This is a genomic window from Amycolatopsis sp. NPDC001319 (assembly GCF_042896185.1).
Taxonomy (GTDB): Bacteria; Actinomycetota; Actinomycetes; order Mycobacteriales; family Pseudonocardiaceae; genus Amycolatopsis.
The window spans coordinates 103,066-121,477 of the sequence record NZ_JBIAWY010000014.1 but is presented as its reverse complement, the minus strand read 5'-3'; the positions used below and the strand labels follow the sequence as shown (position 1 = coordinate 121,477).

17 protein-coding genes are annotated in these 18,412 nt (G+C 71.6%); 4 read left to right on the top strand and 13 right to left on the bottom strand.

Annotated elements, in window-relative coordinates; all coding sequences use genetic code 11:
- The first annotated feature begins 2 nt into the window (after positions 1-2).
- The 3 genes from ACFY1H_RS39975 (at position 3) to ACFY1H_RS39965 (ending at position 2,584) form a co-directional block, all read left to right on the top strand.
- A complete protein-coding gene (locus ACFY1H_RS39975; protein WP_366578608.1) occupies positions 3-164 on the top strand; it encodes a hypothetical protein in 162 nt (53 codons plus the stop codon).
- 105 nt (positions 165-269) lie between these two features.
- Positions 270-800: a hypothetical protein gene (locus ACFY1H_RS39970; protein WP_386955343.1), complete on the top strand. Its 531-nt coding sequence runs from the start codon at positions 270-272 to the stop codon at positions 798-800.
- Between the two features lie 95 nt (positions 801-895).
- Positions 896-2,584, top strand: coding sequence for a phospholipid carrier-dependent glycosyltransferase (locus tag ACFY1H_RS39965; protein ID WP_386955341.1), 1,689 nt, complete (start codon positions 896-898; stop codon positions 2,582-2,584).
- Between the two features lie 6 nt (positions 2,585-2,590).
- Here the strand turns inward: ACFY1H_RS39965 and ACFY1H_RS39960 are convergent, their stop codons facing one another.
- The 12 genes from ACFY1H_RS39960 to ACFY1H_RS39905 all read right to left on the bottom strand — a co-directional run bounded on the left by ACFY1H_RS39960 (position 2,591) and on the right by ACFY1H_RS39905 (position 15,766).
- Positions 2,591-3,064, bottom strand: a complete 474-nt coding sequence (locus ACFY1H_RS39960; protein WP_366578613.1) for a hypothetical protein — start codon at positions 3,062-3,064, stop codon at positions 2,591-2,593.
- A gap of 168 nt (positions 3,065-3,232) precedes the next feature.
- Positions 3,233-4,456: a multiple monosaccharide ABC transporter permease gene (gene mmsB / locus ACFY1H_RS39955; RefSeq protein WP_366578614.1), complete on the bottom strand. Its 1,224-nt coding sequence runs from the start codon at positions 4,454-4,456 to the stop codon at positions 3,233-3,235.
- Positions 4,453-5,973: a multiple monosaccharide ABC transporter ATP-binding protein gene (mmsA, locus tag ACFY1H_RS39950; RefSeq protein ID WP_386955338.1), complete on the bottom strand. Its 1,521-nt coding sequence runs from the start codon at positions 5,971-5,973 to the stop codon at positions 4,453-4,455. Before mmsA ends, mmsB begins: the two co-directional genes overlap by 4 nt.
- Positions 5,970-7,070, bottom strand: a complete 1,101-nt coding sequence (gene chvE / locus ACFY1H_RS39945) for a multiple monosaccharide ABC transporter substrate-binding protein (protein ID WP_366578618.1) — start codon at positions 7,068-7,070, stop codon at positions 5,970-5,972. Before chvE ends, mmsA begins: the two co-directional genes overlap by 4 nt.
- Before the next feature lie 14 nt (positions 7,071-7,084).
- The gene (gene araA, locus ACFY1H_RS39940) at positions 7,085-8,590 is read right to left on the bottom strand and encodes an L-arabinose isomerase (protein WP_366578619.1); all 1,506 of its coding nucleotides are present in this window, start codon (positions 8,588-8,590) and stop codon (positions 7,085-7,087) included.
- A 30-nt stretch (positions 8,591-8,620) separates the two neighbouring features.
- The gene (locus tag ACFY1H_RS39935) at positions 8,621-9,298 is read right to left on the bottom strand and encodes an L-ribulose-5-phosphate 4-epimerase (RefSeq protein WP_366578621.1); all 678 of its coding nucleotides are present in this window, start codon (positions 9,296-9,298) and stop codon (positions 8,621-8,623) included.
- A 1-nt stretch (position 9,299) separates the two neighbouring features.
- A complete protein-coding gene (araB, locus tag ACFY1H_RS39930) occupies positions 9,300-10,973 on the bottom strand; it encodes a ribulokinase (RefSeq protein ID WP_386955505.1) in 1,674 nt (557 codons plus the stop codon).
- Positions 10,974-11,033: 60 nt separating this feature from the next.
- Positions 11,034-12,053 (bottom strand): LacI family DNA-binding transcriptional regulator, encoded by a 1,020-nt coding sequence (locus ACFY1H_RS39925; RefSeq protein ID WP_386955335.1) that lies wholly within the window; start codon positions 12,051-12,053, stop codon positions 11,034-11,036.
- Positions 12,054-12,176: 123 nt separating this feature from the next.
- Complete coding sequence (locus ACFY1H_RS39920; protein WP_386955333.1) at positions 12,177-12,605, bottom strand: MmcQ/YjbR family DNA-binding protein; 429 nt, start codon at positions 12,603-12,605, stop codon at positions 12,177-12,179.
- Between the two features lie 235 nt (positions 12,606-12,840).
- Positions 12,841-13,386, bottom strand: a complete 546-nt coding sequence (locus ACFY1H_RS39915) for a hypothetical protein (RefSeq protein WP_366578625.1) — start codon at positions 13,384-13,386, stop codon at positions 12,841-12,843.
- Positions 13,387-13,477: 91 nt separating this feature from the next.
- Positions 13,478-14,446, bottom strand: coding sequence for a GNAT family N-acetyltransferase (locus ACFY1H_RS39910; protein WP_386955331.1), 969 nt, complete (start codon positions 14,444-14,446; stop codon positions 13,478-13,480).
- 162 nt (positions 14,447-14,608) lie between these two features.
- Positions 14,609-15,766 (bottom strand): LLM class flavin-dependent oxidoreductase, encoded by a 1,158-nt coding sequence (locus ACFY1H_RS39905; protein ID WP_386955329.1) that lies wholly within the window; start codon positions 15,764-15,766, stop codon positions 14,609-14,611.
- A gap of 181 nt (positions 15,767-15,947) precedes the next feature.
- Here ACFY1H_RS39905 and ACFY1H_RS39900 point away from each other — a divergent pair, with 181 nt between their 5' ends.
- Complete coding sequence (locus tag ACFY1H_RS39900) at positions 15,948-16,961, top strand: helix-turn-helix domain-containing protein (protein ID WP_386955327.1); 1,014 nt, start codon at positions 15,948-15,950, stop codon at positions 16,959-16,961.
- Positions 16,962-16,964: 3 nt separating this feature from the next.
- Here the strand turns inward: ACFY1H_RS39900 and ACFY1H_RS39895 are convergent, their stop codons facing one another.
- On the bottom strand, positions 16,965-18,332 hold the full coding sequence (locus tag ACFY1H_RS39895; protein WP_386955325.1) for an MFS transporter: 1,368 nt from the start codon (positions 18,330-18,332) through the stop codon (positions 16,965-16,967).
- Positions 18,333-18,412 lie beyond the last annotated feature (80 nt).

Below are 18,412 nucleotides of genomic sequence, written 5' to 3'. Positions count from 1 at the left end.
CGATGATCGCGTTGCTGGGGATTCTGCTGGTGGTCTGGCTCGTGTGCGTGGTCCTGGGGGTCGTGATCAAGGGCTTGTTCTGGCTGGTGGTCGTCGGCGCGGTGCTGTTCGTGGCGACGGCGGTGATCGGGTTCGTCAAGCGCAGGACCGTGGGCAGCCGCTGACCGGCGCCCGTCCACACGGGACGCTTCCGGCGGCGGGACCGGTCCCGCCGCCGGCCCCTTAACCTCCGACCCGTCCGGAGGTCGAGCGGGAACGGGGGAGCGGGCATGGCGGACCGTCCCAAGGTCGAGGTCGTCGGCGTGATGGTGGGGGTGACGGCGGGGATCCTCAGCGATCCGCTGGTGCCGTGGTGGCTGTTCCTGCTGATCGCCGCCGGGGTGGCCGCGCTCGCCGGGGGGATCGCCGCGCAGGCGCTGTCCGGCCTGCCGTCGGTGCGGCCCGCGGCGCTCGCGGGCGCGACGGTGTTGTTGGGCCTCCTGGGCGGCCTGGGCGGTGTCGCGGTCGCGGGCTCCCGGGCGAACGCGTGGCAGGACGTCGCGATCCTGCTGTCCGGCTACGTCGTGCTGCGCCTGGCCGGCGCCACCGCGGACCGCCTGGGAGCGGACACCAACGTCTCGCTGATCGCGTCCCTCACCGGCGAGGCCGTCGCCTTGGCCACGGTGCCGCTGCTGCTCGCGGGCCACCCCCGGCTCTCGGTCTGGGCGGTCGTCGGCATCGGCGCCGGCGTGGGCTGGCTCGAGGGTGCCGTCACGGCGATCGCGTTGTCACCCGGCCGGACGGCGGCGGAGGAGGACTAGGACCGGCTCCGTCGAGGGCTGAGCAGGAGGTCCGCTCGCCGGACGCTGCGTAGCATGGGCTCGGACGTGTTCTCTCGCGTGGAAGGAACCCCGGGTTGTCGCCGCCTACGAGCCAGCTGTCGAGCGCGGGCGAGGCGACCCCGGCGGACCCGGGTCCGGCCCCGGCGGGCCGGTTCGGGTGGCTGCGGCGGTGGGCCTTCGCGCTCGTCGGGTTCGCGCTGCTCGGGCAGATGGCGTTCGCGATGGTCACCACGGCCGTCGAGCAGACCCCGACGATCGACGAGCCGGTGTACGTCGGCGCGGCCGTCGTCTACCTCGACCAGCACAGCCTGCGGTACAACCCGGAGCACCCGCCGCTGGGCAAGCTGATCATCGCGTCCGGCCTGGCCTTCGCCGACGTGCACCTCGACCCCGCGTTCGCCGGTGACGAAACGCAGCTCGGCCGGCGCGTGCTGTACGAGTCGGGCCAGGACCCCGGACACCTGATGCTCCTGGCCCGCCTGCCGATGATCGTGCTGACGCTGCTGTTCGGGCTGGCCGTCTTCGCGTTCGCGCGCGACCTGGCCGGCCCGGTCGGCGGGCTCATGGCGCTCGCGTTGTACACCTTCTCACCCGACGTCATCGCGTACGGCTCACTGGCCACGCTCGACGTGCCGATGGCCGGGTTCCTGCTGACGTCGGCCTGGCTGGTGTGGCGGGCCCGGCACAGGCCCCTGCTGTACCTCCCGTTGGCGGGACTCGCGCTGGGCGCGGCGATCGCCACGAAGATGAGCGCCCTGCCCGCGGTTCCGGTGGTGCTGTTCCTGGCCGCGCTCTCGGTGTGGCAGTTCCGTCGCGGCTCCGGTTTTGGCTCGAAACGGACAGCGGCCGAGTTCGTCGCGACGGTCGTCGGCACGGGGGTGATCGCCGTCGCCGTCGTCTGGGCTGCCTACCTCGCCGTCGATCCGCGGTTGCGCTGGCAGGCACCGCCGGGCCTGCCGACGCTGCACGGCCTGCGCGCCCTCGCAGACTGGCTGCCGGTGCCCGCGCCGTACCGCGACGGCATGCACCTCCAGTTCGGCTTCGAAGACCAGGTGTGGAGCGGCTTCCTGTTCGGCCGCCTCTACTTCGGCGCCCTCTGGTACTACCTCCCGGCCGCGATCCTGGTGAAGACCCCGCTCGGCACGCTGGCGCTGTGGCTGGCCGGGATCGTGGTGCTGCTCGCGGTTCCCCGGCTGCGCCCCGCCGCGCCGTACCTGCTCGTCCCGTCCGCCGTGCTGCTCGCCGCCGCGATGACCGGCAGCCGCGACTTCGGTGTCCGGTACACGGTGTTCCTCCCGATGTTCCTCGCCGTCGCGGCCGCCGGCGTCGTCCTCCTGCGCCGCCGCTGGGCCCACCTCATGGCGGCGGCGCTGGTCGTCTTCACGGCCGTCAGCTCACTGCTGACCTTCCCGTACTACCTGCCCTACTCCAACGAGGCCTTCGGCGGCCCGGCCCAGACCCACCTGCGTCTGCACGACTCGAACGTCGACTGGGGCCAGGACCTCGGCCGCCTCGCCGACCGCCTCCACACGACCTACCCCGGCGAGCCCGTCTGGCTGATCTACAAGGGCAGCGGCGTCCCGGCGTTCTACGGCATCGCCGCCGCCGACCCCCTCCGCGTGCCGCCCGATCAGGTCCACGGCCTCCTCGCGGTCTCCGACTCCTCCATCGCCAAGGCCGACGCCCACCTGAAGGCCGTGCTGGCCACCAGCACCCCGATCGACGAGGTCGGCCACTCGATCACCATCTTCCGCCGGCCGTAGACCTGGTCACGGCCCGGGCTGCACCGACGGTGTGAACGTGGGCGGCGTCGCGGCCGGGTTGGGGAGTGCCGAGGGCGTGGTGACCGGTTCGTCCGCGGGACCGGTGTTGCCCGTTTTCGTCCCGAGCACGGGGCCGAGACCGGGCACCTGGCCCGAAGGACGAGCGTTGATCGGTTGTTTGTAGACGTCGGCGTCGCTCCGGGAGCTGCCGGAATTGCCGCTGGTGTGCTTCGGCGACTGAATTGCCCCGGACCCGTGTGCATTGTGGACATCCACGGGGTCGGCGTGCGCCGGCTCACTTGACGCGGTCACCGCGGGCGAAAGGGGCTGGGGCGGCGGGGAAACGGGTTTCGACGCGACTGGAGCCGAACCCACGGCGGGCGCTGCCGGAGTCATCGGCGCCGGGTCTCCGCCGGTCACCAGCCCGGCTGTCACGGCGACCGCCGCACCACCGAGCACGAGCGCAGCCGTCGTCGCCATGACGAGCTTTCTTCGAGGCACGACACGGGATCCAACATCGCGGCCGTGGGGGTGTCAAGGTTCGAATCGTGATCCGGCAGCCAGGCGGACACCCCGCCTGGCTGCCGCACCCGCGCACCCGTCCAGCTCCCGCCGCGTCTAGCACTCCACAGTGGACGCACGCCGGCTCTAAGCGGTTCCCCGGCGTTTCGTCCAGATGTCGTACGCGACGGCCGCGAGCAGGACGACGCCCTTGACCAGCATCACGCGCTCGCTCGGGGCGCCGATCAGCGACATGCCGTTGTTGATCACGGCCATGATGAGCCCGCCGGTGATCGCGCCGACGACCTTGCCCACGCCGCCCTGCACGGCGGCGCCGCCGATGAACGCGGCGGCGATCGCGTCGAGCTCGAAGTTCACGCCGGCCGTGGGACCGGCCTGGTTCAGTCGGCCGGCGAAGATGATCCCCGCGAGCGCGGCCAGCACGCCCATGTTCACGAAGATCCAGAACGCCACCGACTTGACCTTGACGCCCGACAGCGTCGCGGCCTGGAGGTTGCCGCCGACCGCGTAGATGTGGCGGCCGAACACCGAGCGCCCGGCGACGAGCGAGTAGCCGACCACCAGCACGGCCAGCAGGATCAGCACCCACGGCAGGTTCTTGAACCGCGCGAGCTGCACCACCACGGCGAGCACCAGGATCGCGGCGCCGGCCACCTTCGCGACGAACACCGGGTACGGGTCCACCTCCTGCCCGTACCCGAGCCGCGCGGAGCGCTTGCGCTGCTGGGTGATCGCGATCGCGGCGACGGTGAGCACGCCGACGATGAGGCTGACCAAGTCGGCGCCCCCGAGCGGGCCGAGGCCGATGTTGCCGAGGTAGCCGTCGGTGAAGCCGTTGGACAGCGTGCGGATCGCGTCGGGGAAGGGGCCGATGCCCTGGTTGCCCAGCACGGTCAGCGTCAGCGCGCGGAACGCCAGCATGCCCGCCAGCGTCACGATGAAGGCCGGGATGCCGAAGTAGGCGACCCAGTACCCCTGCCACGCGCCGATCACCGCGCCCGTCACCAGGGTGATCAGCACCGCGAGCGGCCACGGCACGTGCAGGTTGACCATGAGCACCGCCGAGACGGCGCCGGTCATCGCGACCACCGACCCGGCCGAGAGGTCGATGTGGCCGGAGATGATCACCAGGATCATGCCGATCGCGAGGATCAGCACGTAGGAGTTCTGCACGATGATGTTCGAGATGTTCTGCGGCTCGAGCAGCGCGCCGCCGGTGAGCACCTCGAACAGCACCACGATGAGGGCGAAGGCGACGTAGATCCCGCTCTGGCGCGGGTTGATCGAGATCCGCCTGCCCGGGGTGGCGGCCGGGGGCGCGGCGGGCCGGGCCGTGTCCGTTGTGGTCATGGGCGTTCCTTCGTCATGTACTGCATCAGCAGCTCCTGGGTGGCGTCCTCGCGGGCGACCTCGCCGGTCACCCGGCCCGCGGACAGCGCGTAGATCCGGTCGCACAGGCCGATCAGCTCCGGCAGCTCGGAACTGATGACCAGCACGGCCTTCCCTTGCGCGGCAAGGGAGTTGATGATCGAGTAGATCTCGAACTTCGCGCCGACGTCGATGCCGCGGGTCGGCTCGTCGAGGATCAGCACGTCCGGGTCGGTGAAGATCCACTTGGCCAGCACGACTTTCTGCTGGTTGCCGCCCGAGAGCTTCCCCGTCACGCTGCGCACGGTCGGCGCCTTGATCCGCAGGTCCCGGCGGAACCGTGCGGCGGTGTCGTGCTCGGCGTGCTCGTCGACCCAGCCGCGGCGCGCCAGCTTGCCCAGGCCCGCGGCCGAGACGTTGCGCTGCACGTCCTCGATCAGGTTGAGCCCGTAGCGCTTGCGGTCCTCGGTGGCGTAGGCGATGCCGTGGCGCACCGCGTCGCGGACCGAGCGGACGTCGATCGGCACGCCGTCCTTGATCAGCCGGCCCGAGATGCCCGTGCCGTAGGAATGGCCGAACACGCTCATCGCCAGCTCGGTCCGGCCCGCGCCCATCAGCCCGGCCAGGCCGACCACCTCCCCGCGCCGCAGCGTGAGGTTGGCGCCGTCGACCACGACCCGGCCCGGCTGGGTCGGGCTGTGCACGGTCCAGTCCTCGATCCGCAGCACCTCGTCGCCGATGTCCGGCTCGCGCGGCGGGAAGCGGTGCTCCAGGTCCCGCCCGACCATGCCGGTGATCAGCCGCTCCTCGGTGAGCCCGGCCGCGTCGAGGGTCTCGATCGTCCGGCCGTCGCGCAGGATCGTGACGGTGTCGGCGATCGCGATCACCTCGCCGAGCTTGTGGGAGATGATCACCGACGTCACGCCGTCGGCGCGCAGCCCGCGCAGCAGGTCGAGCAGGTGCGCGGAGTCGTCGTCGTTCAGCGCGGCGGTCGGCTCGTCGAGGATGAGCAGCTTCACCTGCTTCGACAGCGCCTTCGCGATCTCCACGAGCTGCTGCTTGCCCACGCCGAGGTCGCGCACCGGCGTGACCGGGTTCTCCGCGAGGCCGACGCGCCGCAGCAGCTCGCCGGCCTCGTGGTTGGTGCGGTTCCAGTCGATGAACCCGCGCCGCGCCCGCTCGTTGCCGAGGAAGATGTTCTCCGCGATCGAGAGCTGCCCGCACAACGCCAGCTCCTGGTGGATGATCACGATGCCGCGGCGTTCGCTGTCCCGCACGGAGCCGAACTCGCACGCCTCGCCGTCGAACCGGATCTCGCCGTCGTAGCTGCCGTGCGGGTGCACCCCGGAGAGCACCCTCATCAGGGTCGACTTCCCGGCGCCGTTCTCCCCGCAGATCGCGTGGATCTCCCCGCGGCGCACGGAAAGGGTGACGTCGGCGAGCGCGGTGACCCCGGGGAAGGTCTTCGTGATCCCGCGCATGCCGAGCAGTTCCGTCATTTCAGCTGACCCGCGGTGTAGTAGCCGGAGTCCAGCAGCTCCTTCTGGTAGTTGGTCTTGTCCACGACCACGGGCTGCAGCAAGTACGAGGGCACGACCTTCTTGCCGTTGTTGTAGTCGGTGGTGTTGTTGACCTCCGCCTTGCCGCCCTTGAGCACGGTGTCGGCCATCTTCACCGTGACGTCGGCGAGCTTGCGGGTGTCCTTGAACACCGTCGAGTACTGCTCGCCGGCGATGATCGACTTGACCGACGCGACCTCGGCGTCCTGGCCGGTGACCACCGGGTAGGGCTGGCCGGCGGTGCCGTAGCCGTTGCTCTTGAGCGCCGAGAGGATGCCGATGGACAGGCCGTCGTACGGCGAGAGCACGCCGTCGACCTTCGCGCCGCCGCCGTAGGTCTTGGTGAGCAGGTCCTCCATGCGCCGCTGCGCGGTGGCCGGGTCCCAGCGCAGGATCGCGGTCGGCGCGAACGTCGTCTGGCCGCTCTTCACCACGAGCTTGCCACTGTCCATGAGCGGCTTGAGCACGGACATGGCGCCGTTGAAGAAGTACGTCGAGTTGTTGTCGTCGGGCGAGCCGCCGAACAGCTCGATGTTGAACGGGCCGGGACCGGTGCCGAGGCCCTTCACCAGCGAGGTGGCCTGCTCCACGCCGACCTTGTAGTTGTCGAAGGTCGCGTAGTAGTCCACGTTGGGGCTGTTGAGCAGCAGGCGGTCGTAGGCGATCACCGGGATCTTGTGGTCGGCCGCTTCCTGCAGCTGGGTGGTGATCGCGGTGCCGTCGATGGAGGCGATCACCAGCAGCTTGGCGCCCTTGGTGATCTGGTTCTCGATCTGGTTGACCTGCGTGGGGATGTCGTTCTCGGCGTACTGCAGGTCGACCTTGTAGCCGAGCTTCTCCAGCGCTGCCTTGATGTTGTCGCCGTCGTGGATCCAGCGTTCCGACGACTTCGTCGGCATGGTGACGCCGATCAGCGCCCCCGCCGACGAGCCGGCGGCCGGCTGCTGGTCGGCCGTCTTCACGCTCGAACCGCAGGCGGCCAGCGTCAAAGCCAGCGCCGCGACGGTGACCCCTCGGATTCCTCGGATGAACTTCATTGTTCGTGCTCCTTTCAGAAGCCCTGGGCGAGCCGGTGGTAGGCCTGGTTCCAGCGGATCCGGTCGGCGAACCCGGAGGTGGTGGTGCCGGCGTCGATGGTGAGGAGCTCGACGCCGAGCAGGTCGGCGAAGTCGCGCAGCGTCTCGACCGGCACCGCCTGGGTCAGCACGGTGTGGTGCGGCGCGCCGGCGGTGATCCACGACTCGGCCGACGTGGCGAGCGACGGCGCCGGCCGCCAGACCGCGCGCGCGACCGGCAGGCTGGGCAGCGGCTCGTCGGGCGGGACGACCTCGATCTCGTTGGCCACCAGGCGGAACCGGTCGCCGAGGTCGGCCAGGCCGAGCACCACACCGGGGCCGGGGGCGGCGTCGAACACGAGCCGCACCGGGTCCTCGCGGCCGCCGATGCCGAGCGGGTGGATCTCGCACGACGGACGGGCGGCGGCGATGCTCGGGCAGACCTCGAGCATGTGCGCGCCGAGGATCTTCGGCTCGCCCGGCCCGAAGTGGTAGGTGTAGTCCTCCATGAACGACGTGCCGAGGCCGGTGCCGGCCCCCATCGCCTTCACCGCGGCGAGCAGGGCCGAGGTCTTCCAGTCGCCTTCGCCGCCGAAGCCGTACCCGTCGGCCATCAGCCGCTGCACGGCCAGCCCCGGCAGCTGCCGTAGGCCGCCGAGATCCTCGAAGTTCGTGGTGAACGCGCCGAAACCGCCCTCGGTGAGGAACCGCCGCAGCCCCAGCTCGACTTTCGCCGCGTACCGCAGGGACTCGTGGCGGGCGCCGGATTCGGCGAGCTCCGGCGCCAGGTCGTAGGCCGACGCGTACTCGGCGACCAGCTCGCCGGTGTCCTTTTCGGACGCGCGGTCGACGAGCTCCACGAGGTCGTTCACGCCGTAGGTGTTGACCGAGACGCCGAAGCGCAGCTCGGCCTCGACCTTGTCGCCTTCCGTCACGGCGACGTCGCGCATGTTGTCCCCGAAGCGCGCCAGCCGCAGCTCCCGCAGGTGGTCCGCGCCGATCGCGGCCCGCGCCCACGCGTCGATCCGCGCCACGACCACCGGGTCGCCCGCGTGCCCGGCAACGGTCTTGCGCGGCACGGAAAGGCGGGTCAGCACGTGGCCGAACTCGCGGTCGCCGTGCGCGGCCTGGTTGAGGTTCATGAAGTCCATGTCGATGGACTGCCACGGCAGGGCTTCGTTGAGCTGGGTGTGCAGGTGCAGCAACGGTTTGCGCAACGCGTCGAGCCCGCCGATCCACATCTTCGCCGGCGAGAAGGTGTGCATCCACGCGATCACCCCGACGCAGGAAGTGTCGGCGTTGGCTTCGAGCAGCAGCCGGCGGATCGCGGCGGCCTCGGTCAGCACCGGTTTCCCGACCAGCTCGGCCGAAAGCCGTCCGGTCGAGGCCAGCAGCCGCTGGATCTCCAGCGACTGCCCGGCGACCTGCGCCAGCGTGTCCTCGCCGTAGAGCGCCTGGCTCCCGGTGAGGAACCAGACCTGGGGTTTGTTCTGCGAAGCCATTTCTCTCCTCGTCGGGTGCGACGGCCGGGCTCAGCGCTGGCCGTAGACGTTCTGGTAGCGCGCGTAGAGGCGGTCGACGTCCTCGGGCGGCAGCGGCGCGGGCGCGCCGAGCTCGAAGGCCTTGTGGACGGTCCGGGCCACGTCCTCCACCAGCACCGCCGCCTTCACCGCGTCGCGGGCGGTGCGCCCGACGGTGAACGGGCCGTGGTTGCGCATGAGCACGGCGGGGGAGCGGCTGGCCCGCAGCGTCTCGACGATGCCGCGGCCGATGGAGTCGTCGCCGATCAGCGCGAACGGCCCGACCGGGATCTCCCCGCCGAACTCGTCGGCGATCATCGTGAGCACGCACGGGATCGGCTCGCCGCGCGCGGCCCACGCCGTGGCATAGGTGGAGTGCGTGTGCACGACCCCGCCGACCTCGGGCAGGTGCCGGTACACGTAGGCGTGGGCGGCCGTGTCGGACGAGGGCGCGAGATCGCCGTCGCGCAGCCGCCCGTGCAGGTCGGTGACGACCATGGTGTCGGCGGACAGCTCGTCGTAGGACACCCCGGACGGCTTGATCACCATCAGCTCGCGCCCGGGCACCCGCGCCGAGACGTTGCCCGCGGTCCACGCGACCAGCTCGTTGCGGGTCAGCTCGCCGTGCAGATCGGCCACCGTCTGGCGCAGTTCGGCGACGGTGCCGAGCAGTTCGTCGGTCAGCGACATGTCAGGACTGTCCTTTCCGGCCGGGGGCGGCGGCGTGGCGGCGGGCTGCGAGGCGGTGGAGCACGTCGCTGCCGCCGCGGCCGAAGTGGTCGTGCAGCTCGCGGTAGTCGGCGTAGAGCTCGTCGTAGGCGCGGACGTGGGCCGGCACCGGCCGGTACACGTCCCGGTGGACCGAGCCCATCGCGCGGGCAGCCGCGGCGATGTCCGGGTGGGCGCCGGCCGCCACCGCGGCGTGGAGGGCCGAGCCGAGCGCCGGTCCCTGCGCGGACCCGATCACCGACAGGGGCAGGTTCACCACGTCGGCGTAGAGCTGCATCAGGAAGGCGTTGCGGACGAGTCCGCCCGCCACGACCAGCTCGGTGACCGGCACCCCCGAGTCCCGGAAGGCTTCGACGATGGTGCGGGTGCCGAACGCGGTGGCCTCCAGCAGCGCCCGGTAGGTGTCCTCGGCGCGGGTGGCCAGCGTCTGGCCGACGACGACGCCGGACAGCTCGTGGTCCACCAGCACGGAGCGGTTGCCGCTGTGCCAGTCGAGCGCGACCAGCCCGTGGGCGCCGATTTCCTGGCCGGCGGCCAAGGTCGTGAGGTGCTCGTGGAGCGAGACGCCCGCTCGTCGCGCGTCCTCGTGGTAGCCGGGCGGCACGCCGTGCTCGGCGAACCAGGCGAAGATGCCGCCGACCCCGCTCTGCCCGGCCTCGTACCCCCACAGCCCGGGCACGATCCCGCCGTCGACGACCCCGCACATGCCGGGGACCTCGCGCAGCTCCTCGGCGTTGAGCACGTGACACGTCGAGGTGCCCATGATCGCGACCATCCGGCCGGGTTCGACGGCCTGCGCGGCGGGCGCGGTCACGTGCGCGTCGACGTTGCCGACCGCGACGGCGATGCCTTCCGGCAGCCCGGTCCACGCGGCCGCTTCGGCCGTGAGCGAGCCGGCGCGGTCGCCGAGGCGCCCGAGCGCCCGGTCGAGCTTGTCGGCCACGAAGTCCGCGAAGCCGGGGTTCAGCTCGCGCAGGAAATCGGCGCTCGGGTACTCGCCGTCCTGCAGGATGCCCTTGTACCCGGCGGTGCAGGCGTTGCGGACGTAGTGGCCGGTGAGCCGCCAGACGATCCAGTCGGCCAGCTCGACCCAGTGCGCCGTCGCCGCGTAGACGGCCGGTGCCTCCTCGCACACCTGCAGCGCCTTGGCGAACTCCCATTCCGACGAGATCCGTCCGCCGTAGCGGGGCAGCCACTTCTCGTCGCGGGCCCGTGCGAGCTCGGTGATCCGGTCGGCCTGCGGCTGGGCGGCGTGATGGCGCCACAGCTTCACGTACGCGTGTGGCTCGCGCTCGAACTCCGGCAGCTCGCACAGCGGCGTTCCGTCCACAGTGGTCGGAACCACCGTGCACGCAGTGAAGTCGGTGCCGAGACCCACGACGTCGGCGGGGTCGGCGCCGGCGTCGCGCAGGGCGGCGGGAACGGCGGTGCGCAGCACCTCGACGTAGTCCGAGGGGACCTGCAACGCCCAGTCCGGCGGCAGCGGCTCGCCGGTCGCGGGCAGCGCCCGGTCGACGACGCCGTGCGGGTACTCGTGCACGGCGGTGCCCAGCTCGGCGCCGTCGGAGACCCGCACCACGACGGCGCGGCCCGAGAGCGTGCCGAAGTCGACGCCGACCACGAGAGGCTCGTGGATGTTAGCGTTAACATTCGGAGAGTGCGGGGACACGGGGTTCTCCTTCGGTGGGGACCGCGCTCAGCGTGGTCCGGTGCTCTCCCGGACGATCAGCTCGGGCTCGACCAGGTGGCGCACGTGCTGGTCGCCGCCGCCCATCCGCTCGGTCAGCAGCCCGAACGTGCGCCGGCCGACTTCGATGAAGTCCTGGCGCACCGTGGTCAGTGGCGGCGTGAAGTACGCCGCCTCGGGGACGTCGTCGAAGCCGGCCACGTGCACGTCCGCCGGCACGCCGATGCCGGCCTCGGTGAACGCGCGCAGCAGCCCCAGCGCCATCTGGTCGTTGGCGGCGAACACCGCGTCCAGCCCGCCGGGCACTTTCTTGGCCAGCGCCCGCCCGGCGGCGTAGCCCGAAGCCGGGCTCCAGTCGCCGCGGACGACGGGTGGCACCTCGGCGCCGTGGCGCTCCAGCGTCTCGCGCCAGCCGCGTTCGCGTTCGAGCGCCTCCAGCCAGTCCTCCGGCCCGGCGATGTGCCACACCGTGCGGTGCCCGAGCGCGAGCAGGTGCTCGGTGGCGCGGCGGGCCCCGTCGTACTGGTCCACGGAGATCACCGGAACCGGCGCGCCTTCGCCGCCGCCGACGGCGACGACCGGGACCGCCGAGGGCACCCCCGCCAGCGCCTGCCCGGCCGTGACGTGCGGGGCGATCACGACGATCCCCTCCACCGCCTGGCGGCGCAGGATCTCCACCGCGTCCGCGATGGACGACCGGCCCGGGCGGCTCACGCTCGAGATCGTGATGGCGTAACCGGCTTCCCGGGCGGCGTTCTCGATGCCGTGCAGGGTGCTCGCGGGTCCGTACAGATTGGACTCGAGCGCGACGACGCCGAGCGTGCCGGACCGGCCCGTGACGAGCGCGCGGGCCGCGGAGTTGGGCCGGTAACCCAGCTCCTCCACCGCGGCCATGACCCGCGCCCGGGTCTCGGGGCGGACCGGGCCCGTGCCGTTGATGACCCGGGAGACGGTCATGTGGGAGACACCCGCGAGGCCGGCCACGTCCGTGAGGCTCGCCTGCCGGTCGCCGGCCGCTCCTGCTGACACTTCGTCACCGCCTTCCTCGTCCGGGTGGTCCGCGTCACTCTTTCCGGCGCATAGTGTTAGCGATAACAGTCACCCGGTCAAGACTCGGCTGGGTCACGACTGGGTCTCCCCGGCCTCCGGTGATCACCCGGCCGGGGGTGGGTGTTCAGCGAGCCACGCGGCCGCGCGGCGGGTGGAGGCGCGCGAGAGCCACGCCTCCTGCACCACCTCCGCCAGCTCGCCCCGGCTGAGTTCGCCGAGGCGGCACGCCCGCGCCAGCACCGAAAGGTGGCCGCGGAAGTGCGGGGTGGTGAAAAACGGCGTGGCCTCGTCCTGCACGAGCGCTTCTTTGTCGGCGTCCGACGGGACCCAGAAGACGATCACGTCGGGGTGGCGCTCACCCGTGTCCGGGTCGAAGGCGTCCGGGCGCGGGTTGCGGAAGAAGACGAACGACTTGCCGCCGACCTGGTACACGGGCTTGCCTTCCGAGCCCGGCCAGATCTTGACGTGCGGCATCGCGAGCGCGAGCTCGTGCACGTCCTCGACGCACGCGGGACGGTCGTTGTCCGGCATCGGTCGAGTGTAGGGGCCGGGTCGCGCCGACGCGACGATCGCGGCACTCCGGGCGGTGTCCACTTCGGACACCGCCGTGACGGCCGTCGAGCTCGGCCGGGGTCGAGCCCGTGCGGGCACTCCGGGTCGACGCGGCCCGCTGGGTTCAGCGCCGGCGCCGCGAAACGCGCCGGGCGGTGCGCCGCGAGGTGCGGCGGGCGATCCTGCGGGATCCGAACATGGTCTGCCTCCTGTCTCAGGTGCGGCTGGGGGTGGCTGTTTCGAAGGCGTGCAGCTGCTTCGCTTCCTCCGCGCTGACCAGGCCGATGGCGACGAGGTCGAGCGGGCTGATGAAGCCGTCGGAGATGCGGAACCCGCCCGCCTCGGCGATGGCGTCGCGCAAGGGGATGGCCCAGCGGTGTTCCAGCAGCACGAGGGCGGCGGCCGAGCCGTCCGGGATCTCCGACAACACGTCCCAGGCGTCTTCGTCGGAGAACACGTCGATGCCTTCCGCGGCCTCCTCGGCACCCGCGAGGGCGCCGGCCTCCATGCCTTCCTCGCCGTCGATCCCGAGCCCGATCAGCGCGCCGACCTTGCTGCCGAGCTCGACGGCTTCTTCGTCACTGATGTTGCTCAGGTGGGCGACCTCGATCCCGCCGTCGGAATCCTTGTGCACGGCCAGCGCGTCGACCACGTTGACGGTGCCGCTCTCCCTCAGCCGTTCGAGCTCCGCGATGACCGCGCCGTGGAAGTCCGGGTCCGGAAATCCCAGTACGACGAGCTGGATGGGTCCGATCGTCATGAGTCTGCCTCCGTTCTGCGTCCCTCAAGGCGAGCATCTGGGGGCGGGTCCCGGACGGCCTCATCTGCGGGAGGTGAGCTTGCCCCCCGCGTCAGATCTCGAGCGCCCAGCGGACGTAGGGCCGCTTGGCCGTGAACCCCGCTCTCGCGAAGATCCCGGACACGCCCTCGGGGCTCGCCGAGTCCACGTCCGCGTCGGCCCGATCGAAGCCGTGCTCGGCGGCCGCCCGCAGCGCGTGTCCGAGCAGCGCGGTGGCGACGCCCTGGTTGCGGTAGGCGGGGATCGTCCCGATGGCCATGAAATGCACGCCGCGGACGCCGGTGACCGCCGCGTCGGCTTTCCAGTGGTTGGCCACGAGCATGCCCGCCGCGGTGCCGTTCGCCGGGTCGCGGAGCAGGAAACTGGCCTCGGGCCGCAGGGTGTGGTTGGCGATCTTGTTCCGCCAGTTGTCCGCGGGCGACGGAGCCGGGTTCCAGTGGTCCGCGTACGCCTTGTTGCGGGTCACGCGGAAGTCCTCGTCGCTGTCCTCGGACCACGGCTCGATCCGCAGCCCGCCGGGGATCGCCGGTTCGGGGAGCGCGGTACCGAGCCGGCGCTCCATGCGCTGGAAGTACCGGACGGGCGCGAAGCCCCGCGGGGCCAGGACTTCGGCCAGGCCGTCGATGTGGCCGGACTTGTGGACGTCGATCGCGAGCCGCAGCGCCGGGTGGTGCAGCGCGTGCAGCGTTTTCGCCGCCGCCACTCCGGCTTCGACGAGCGCGGCGCCGATTCCGCGGCGCCGGTGGCCCGGGTGCACACCGCCGTCGAGGACCACGCGGTGGACCTCTGCCGCGTGCCGCTTGTAGCGGATCTTCATGTACCCGACCATCACGTCGCCGTCAAAGGCCGCGAGGCTCGCGCGCGCCAGATCCGCGTACGGGTCGACCAGCTCTTGGAGGGTGTCCTGCGCGGTGTAGTTCTCGCCGATCCGGTCGACGGTCTCCATCGTGTTGAGCAGATCGGCCGCCGCCTGGGCGTCATCGCGGGTGAGCGGCCGCCAGGTGAGAGACGTGGTGTCCATGCGCCCGAAGGTATTCACCCGGTGGGCGGGCTGTCGCTTCGTTTTCGGCAAAACGATCGCGGCCGGCCGCACGTCCTGCACGCGCGATGCCGGCCTGAGGCAGGGGAAAGGCCCACGTCGGCACCCGAGCCAGAACCGGTGCCGCCGGGCCCGCGCCCGAGATCAAGCCGACTTCTCCGCCTCGTGCCGGGCCTTCGCCTCCTCCAGGGCCTGGCCCTGCCGGCTGTGCAGCTCGGCTCGCAGCTTCTTCGCCTGCGCCTCGGTCGCGGCGAGGCGGTCGAGGCGCTGCTGGAAGTGCGGGGCGACGGCTTCGGCGAACAGCTCGTAGTGCCGCGCCGTGGCGGCCGGCGTCGCCCACTCGTGCGCCATCATCAGGTACGAGCCGAAGCCGCCCTTCGACTGCGCTTCGAGGGTGCCGATCTGGCGGATCGCGTCGTCCGGGGTGCCGATCACGCCGATGCCGCTGGCGTTGATCCAGTCGACGCGCTCGGTGAAGGTCGCGCCGCCGGGTTCGAAGTGGGGGACGGCGGCGACGTGCTGCAGGTAGTTGCACCAGTCGTCGAGGCCGTGCTCGACCTCGGCGTAGGCCTGTTCCTTCGTCTCGGCCAGGTGCATCGGCCCGACGAGCCGCCAGCCGTCGCGGTTCATCGTGGTGCCGAACTGCGTGGCGCGTTCCTCGGCGACGTCCCAGTGCTGGGCCAGCAGGTCGAGGTCGCCGGTCAGGGTCGCGCCGATCGACAGGAGGCTGAGGCCGTGCTTGCCGGCGATGCGCGGCCCCGACGGCGACGCGATCGCGGCGACGCCGACCTCCAGCCCGCCCTGGGTGAAGGGCCGCAGCTGGCACAGCGCGTCGCGCAGCTGGTAGCGCTCGGTCTTGACCGTGACGGGTTCGGCGCCGTTGAGCAGCTGCATCAGCACGTCGGTGTCCTCCTCCAGCGCGCCGCGCTGGCTGAGGGGGTCGAGCCCGATCATGGACGCGTCGGTCGGCAGCGAGCCCGGGCCGAGGCCGAGCATGAACCGGCCGCGCGTGAGGTGGTCGAGCAGGATCGCGCGGTCGGCCACCCACAACGGGTTGTGGTAGGGCAGCGAGAGCACGCCGGTGCCGAGCTTGATCGTCTTCGTCTGCGCCGCGACGTGGGCGATGAAGATCTCCGGGCTCGCGATGAGCTCGACGCCGCAGGAGTGGTGCTCGCCGATCCACGCCTCGTCGTAGCCCAGCCGGTCGAGCAGCTTGATCGTCTCGATGTCGCGAGCCAAAGCCGCCACCGGGCTCTTGATCGGTGAGGCGTGGAACGGGGCCATGAAGACGCCGAAACGCATGAGTCCTCCTTGACTTCGCCGGCCGGGTGATCGACGGTAACGCCGGTGCGGCGCGCCACACCGGGCTCGCGGCGGAACCGTTCAAAAGATGAACACCCCGCCCGTTCGGGGGCTGGCAGCGCGCTCCACCGGTGCTGCACACTCGGGTTTCCCGGCGACGAAGCCAGGAGAGGAGCCGCCCGTGCCCGCCTCGGACGTCTGGCAGCAGTTCCTCGAGGCCGATCGCCGCGGGGCGGCGCGCCCGGAGATCGAGGAGTCGTGGGTCCGGTCGCGGCAGTCGGGCGTCGATCCCGAGCGGCTCGACCTCGCGCCCGCCGAGTTCGACCCCGAAACCCTGCTCGTCGCGGTCGGCAGCCGCGTCATCCCCGGCACGGCGGATCTGCTCGTGGGCGACGCCGCGTCGGTCGCGCTGGTCGACCCGCGCGGCACGCTGACCTGGCGCTGGGAGTCCGATCCCGCGTTGCGGCGCGACCTGCAGCAGGTGGAGGTCGAGCCCGGGCACCGCTACGTCGAGGACGGCGTCGGCACCTGCGGGGTCGGGCTGTCGATGGCGGTGCGGTCCGCGTCGATGGTGGTCGGGGCCGAGCACTACAAGCAGGCCTGGCACCCCTACACGTGCGCGACCGCGCCGATCGTCGACCCGACCACGCGGCTGCTGCTCGGTTCGGTCAACGTGTGCTGCCGCGCCGAGCACACCAACCGCTTCGTGATGGCCGCCGTCGTCGCGTTCGCCGAGCGCCTGCGTTCGGCGTTGCGGGACGCGGCCACGCCCCGGCAGCGCCGGCTCGTCGACGCGCACATGACGTTCCGCTCCCTGCCCGGCACCACCGTGATCACGCTCGACGGCGAGATCATGATCAGCGACGGCGGTCCCGCCGTGACCCTACCCGACCGTGCGACGATGTGGGCGATGCTCCGCGAAGCCGGCCCCTCGGCCACGCACCTGCCGCTGGGCGACGGCCGCGTCGCCACCGTCCGCCCCGTCACCCCGGGCCGCTTCGAGGACGGCTGTGTCCTGATTTTCAGCGCGGTTTCGGTGTCGGAGCACGAAAATCCGCTCCAGAACGCGGAAGCCGAGATCATCCGTGAGGTCCTCGTCGCCTGCCGCGGCAACAAGACCGCGGCGGCGCACCGGCTCGGGATGGCGCGCGGCACCTTGTACAAGCGCATCCGCCGCTACGGCCTGGGCGACTGAGCTTCACTGCTGCGCGTGCTTCGGCAGGAACCGGACCAGCAGCAGCACCAGCACGTAGACACCGGCGCAGAGGCCGAACACCAGCTCGGCGGCAGACAGGTACGACGCGGCCGACGGCGGCCCGACGCGGGCGAAGAACACGGTGCCGAGCGCGGCGACGCCGAGGGCGCCGGCGAACTGCTGGGCCGCGTTGAGCACTCCGGCGCCGGTGCCGACCTCTTCGGTGGTCGCGTCGCCGAGGACGAAGTCGAACAGCGGCACGAACAGCAGCCCGGAACCGAGTCCGGTCACGAGCAGTGCCGGGGCCAGCTGCCACCCGGTGATGCCCGCGCCCCAGTGGGCGATCGACCACCGGAGACCGAGCAGGCCGACGATCGCGATGGCCAGTCCCGCGTGGAGGTTCGCTCGCCCGAGCTTCGCGGCGAGCACGGCGCCCGACAGCAGTGTGGCGACCGCGGTGCCGACGGCCCACGGGATCAGCGCGAAACCGGTCCGCAACGGTGACCAGCCCAAGCCGGACTGCAGCAGCAGGTTGAGCACCAGGACGAACGCGCTCAGCGCGGCGTAGAACCCGCCGACGATCAGCAGACCCACCACGAAGCTGCGCCTGCGGAACAACGACGGCGCGATGACCGGGTGCGCGCTGCGGCGTTCGGACACCACGAACAGCCCGAAGGCCACCAGGCCGGCGGCGATCATCACGTAGGTCCACGCGGGCCAGCCGAGGTCACGGCCCTGGATGAGCGGCACGATCAGCAGCGCCGAACCGGCGGTGAGCAGGCCGACGCCACGCACGTCCAGGCGCGCGGTGCGGTCTTCGCCGCTGTGGCGGGGGAGGACCCACCAGGCGAGCGCGCCGGCGAGAACGCCGAACGGGACGTTGACCAGGAAGATCGAGCGCCACTCACCGCCGAACAGGTCCAGGTGCAGCAGCCAGCCGGTCAGCACGGGGCCGGCGACGGTGGCCAGGCCCATGATCGGGCCGAACGGCATCAGCGCCTTGCGCAGGTGCTCGGGCGGGAAGACGATCTTCACCAGCGCCAGGCCCTGCGGGATCATCACCGAGCCGAACAGGCCCTGGACCACCCGGGCGGCGATGAGGAACCCGGCACCGGGCGCGAATCCACAGGCCAGCGACGCGACGGTGAAGCCGGCCATGCCCAGCAGGAACAACCGGCGGCGGCCGAGCAGGTCACCGAGGCGGCCCGAGGTGATCAGGCCGAGCGCGAACGCCGCGGTGTAGGCCGAGAGCACCCACTGCAGCGTCATCGGCCCGCCGCCGAGATCGGCGCGGATCGACGGCCCGGCCAGGTTGGCGACGCTCGTGTCGACGAGATCCATCAGCTCCGCGACGACCACGACGACCAGCATCAGCCAGGCTCGGCGGACGGGTAGCGAGGCCGTTGCCGACCCGGCTGACGAACTAAGTTCAGTAGTCACGAACAAAGTTC

Bases quoted from the DNA above. Each gene is read 5' to 3' on its own strand.
- ACFY1H_RS39970 (WP_386955343.1), top strand. From the start codon at position 270: ATGGCGGACCGTCCCAAGGTCGAGGTCGTCGGCGTGATGGTGGGGGTG.
- ACFY1H_RS39910 (WP_386955331.1), bottom strand. From the start codon at position 14,446: ATGGACACCACGTCTCTCACCTGGCGGCCGCTCACCCGCGATGACGCC.
- ACFY1H_RS39915 (WP_366578625.1), bottom strand. From the start codon at position 13,386: ATGACGATCGGACCCATCCAGCTCGTCGTACTGGGATTTCCGGACCCG.
- mmsB (WP_366578614.1), bottom strand. From the start codon at position 4,456: ATGACCACAACGGACACGGCCCGGCCCGCCGCGCCCCCGGCCGCCACC.
- ACFY1H_RS39975 (WP_366578608.1), top strand. From the start codon at position 3: ATGATCGCGTTGCTGGGGATTCTGCTGGTGGTCTGGCTCGTGTGCGTG.
- ACFY1H_RS39920 (WP_386955333.1), bottom strand. From the start codon at position 12,605: ATGCCGGACAACGACCGTCCCGCGTGCGTCGAGGACGTGCACGAGCTC.
- ACFY1H_RS39895 (WP_386955325.1), bottom strand. From the start codon at position 18,332: ATGCTGGTCGTCGTGGTCGTCGCGGAGCTGATGGATCTCGTCGACACG.
- araA (WP_366578619.1), bottom strand. From the start codon at position 8,590: ATGGCTTCGCAGAACAAACCCCAGGTCTGGTTCCTCACCGGGAGCCAG.
- chvE (WP_366578618.1), bottom strand. From the start codon at position 7,070: ATGAAGTTCATCCGAGGAATCCGAGGGGTCACCGTCGCGGCGCTGGCT.
- mmsA (WP_386955338.1), bottom strand. From the start codon at position 5,973: ATGACGGAACTGCTCGGCATGCGCGGGATCACGAAGACCTTCCCCGGG.
- ACFY1H_RS39960 (WP_366578613.1), bottom strand. From the start codon at position 3,064: ATGGCGACGACGGCTGCGCTCGTGCTCGGTGGTGCGGCGGTCGCCGTG.
- ACFY1H_RS39905 (WP_386955329.1), bottom strand. From the start codon at position 15,766: ATGCGTTTCGGCGTCTTCATGGCCCCGTTCCACGCCTCACCGATCAAG.
- ACFY1H_RS39935 (WP_366578621.1), bottom strand. From the start codon at position 9,298: ATGTCGCTGACCGACGAACTGCTCGGCACCGTCGCCGAACTGCGCCAG.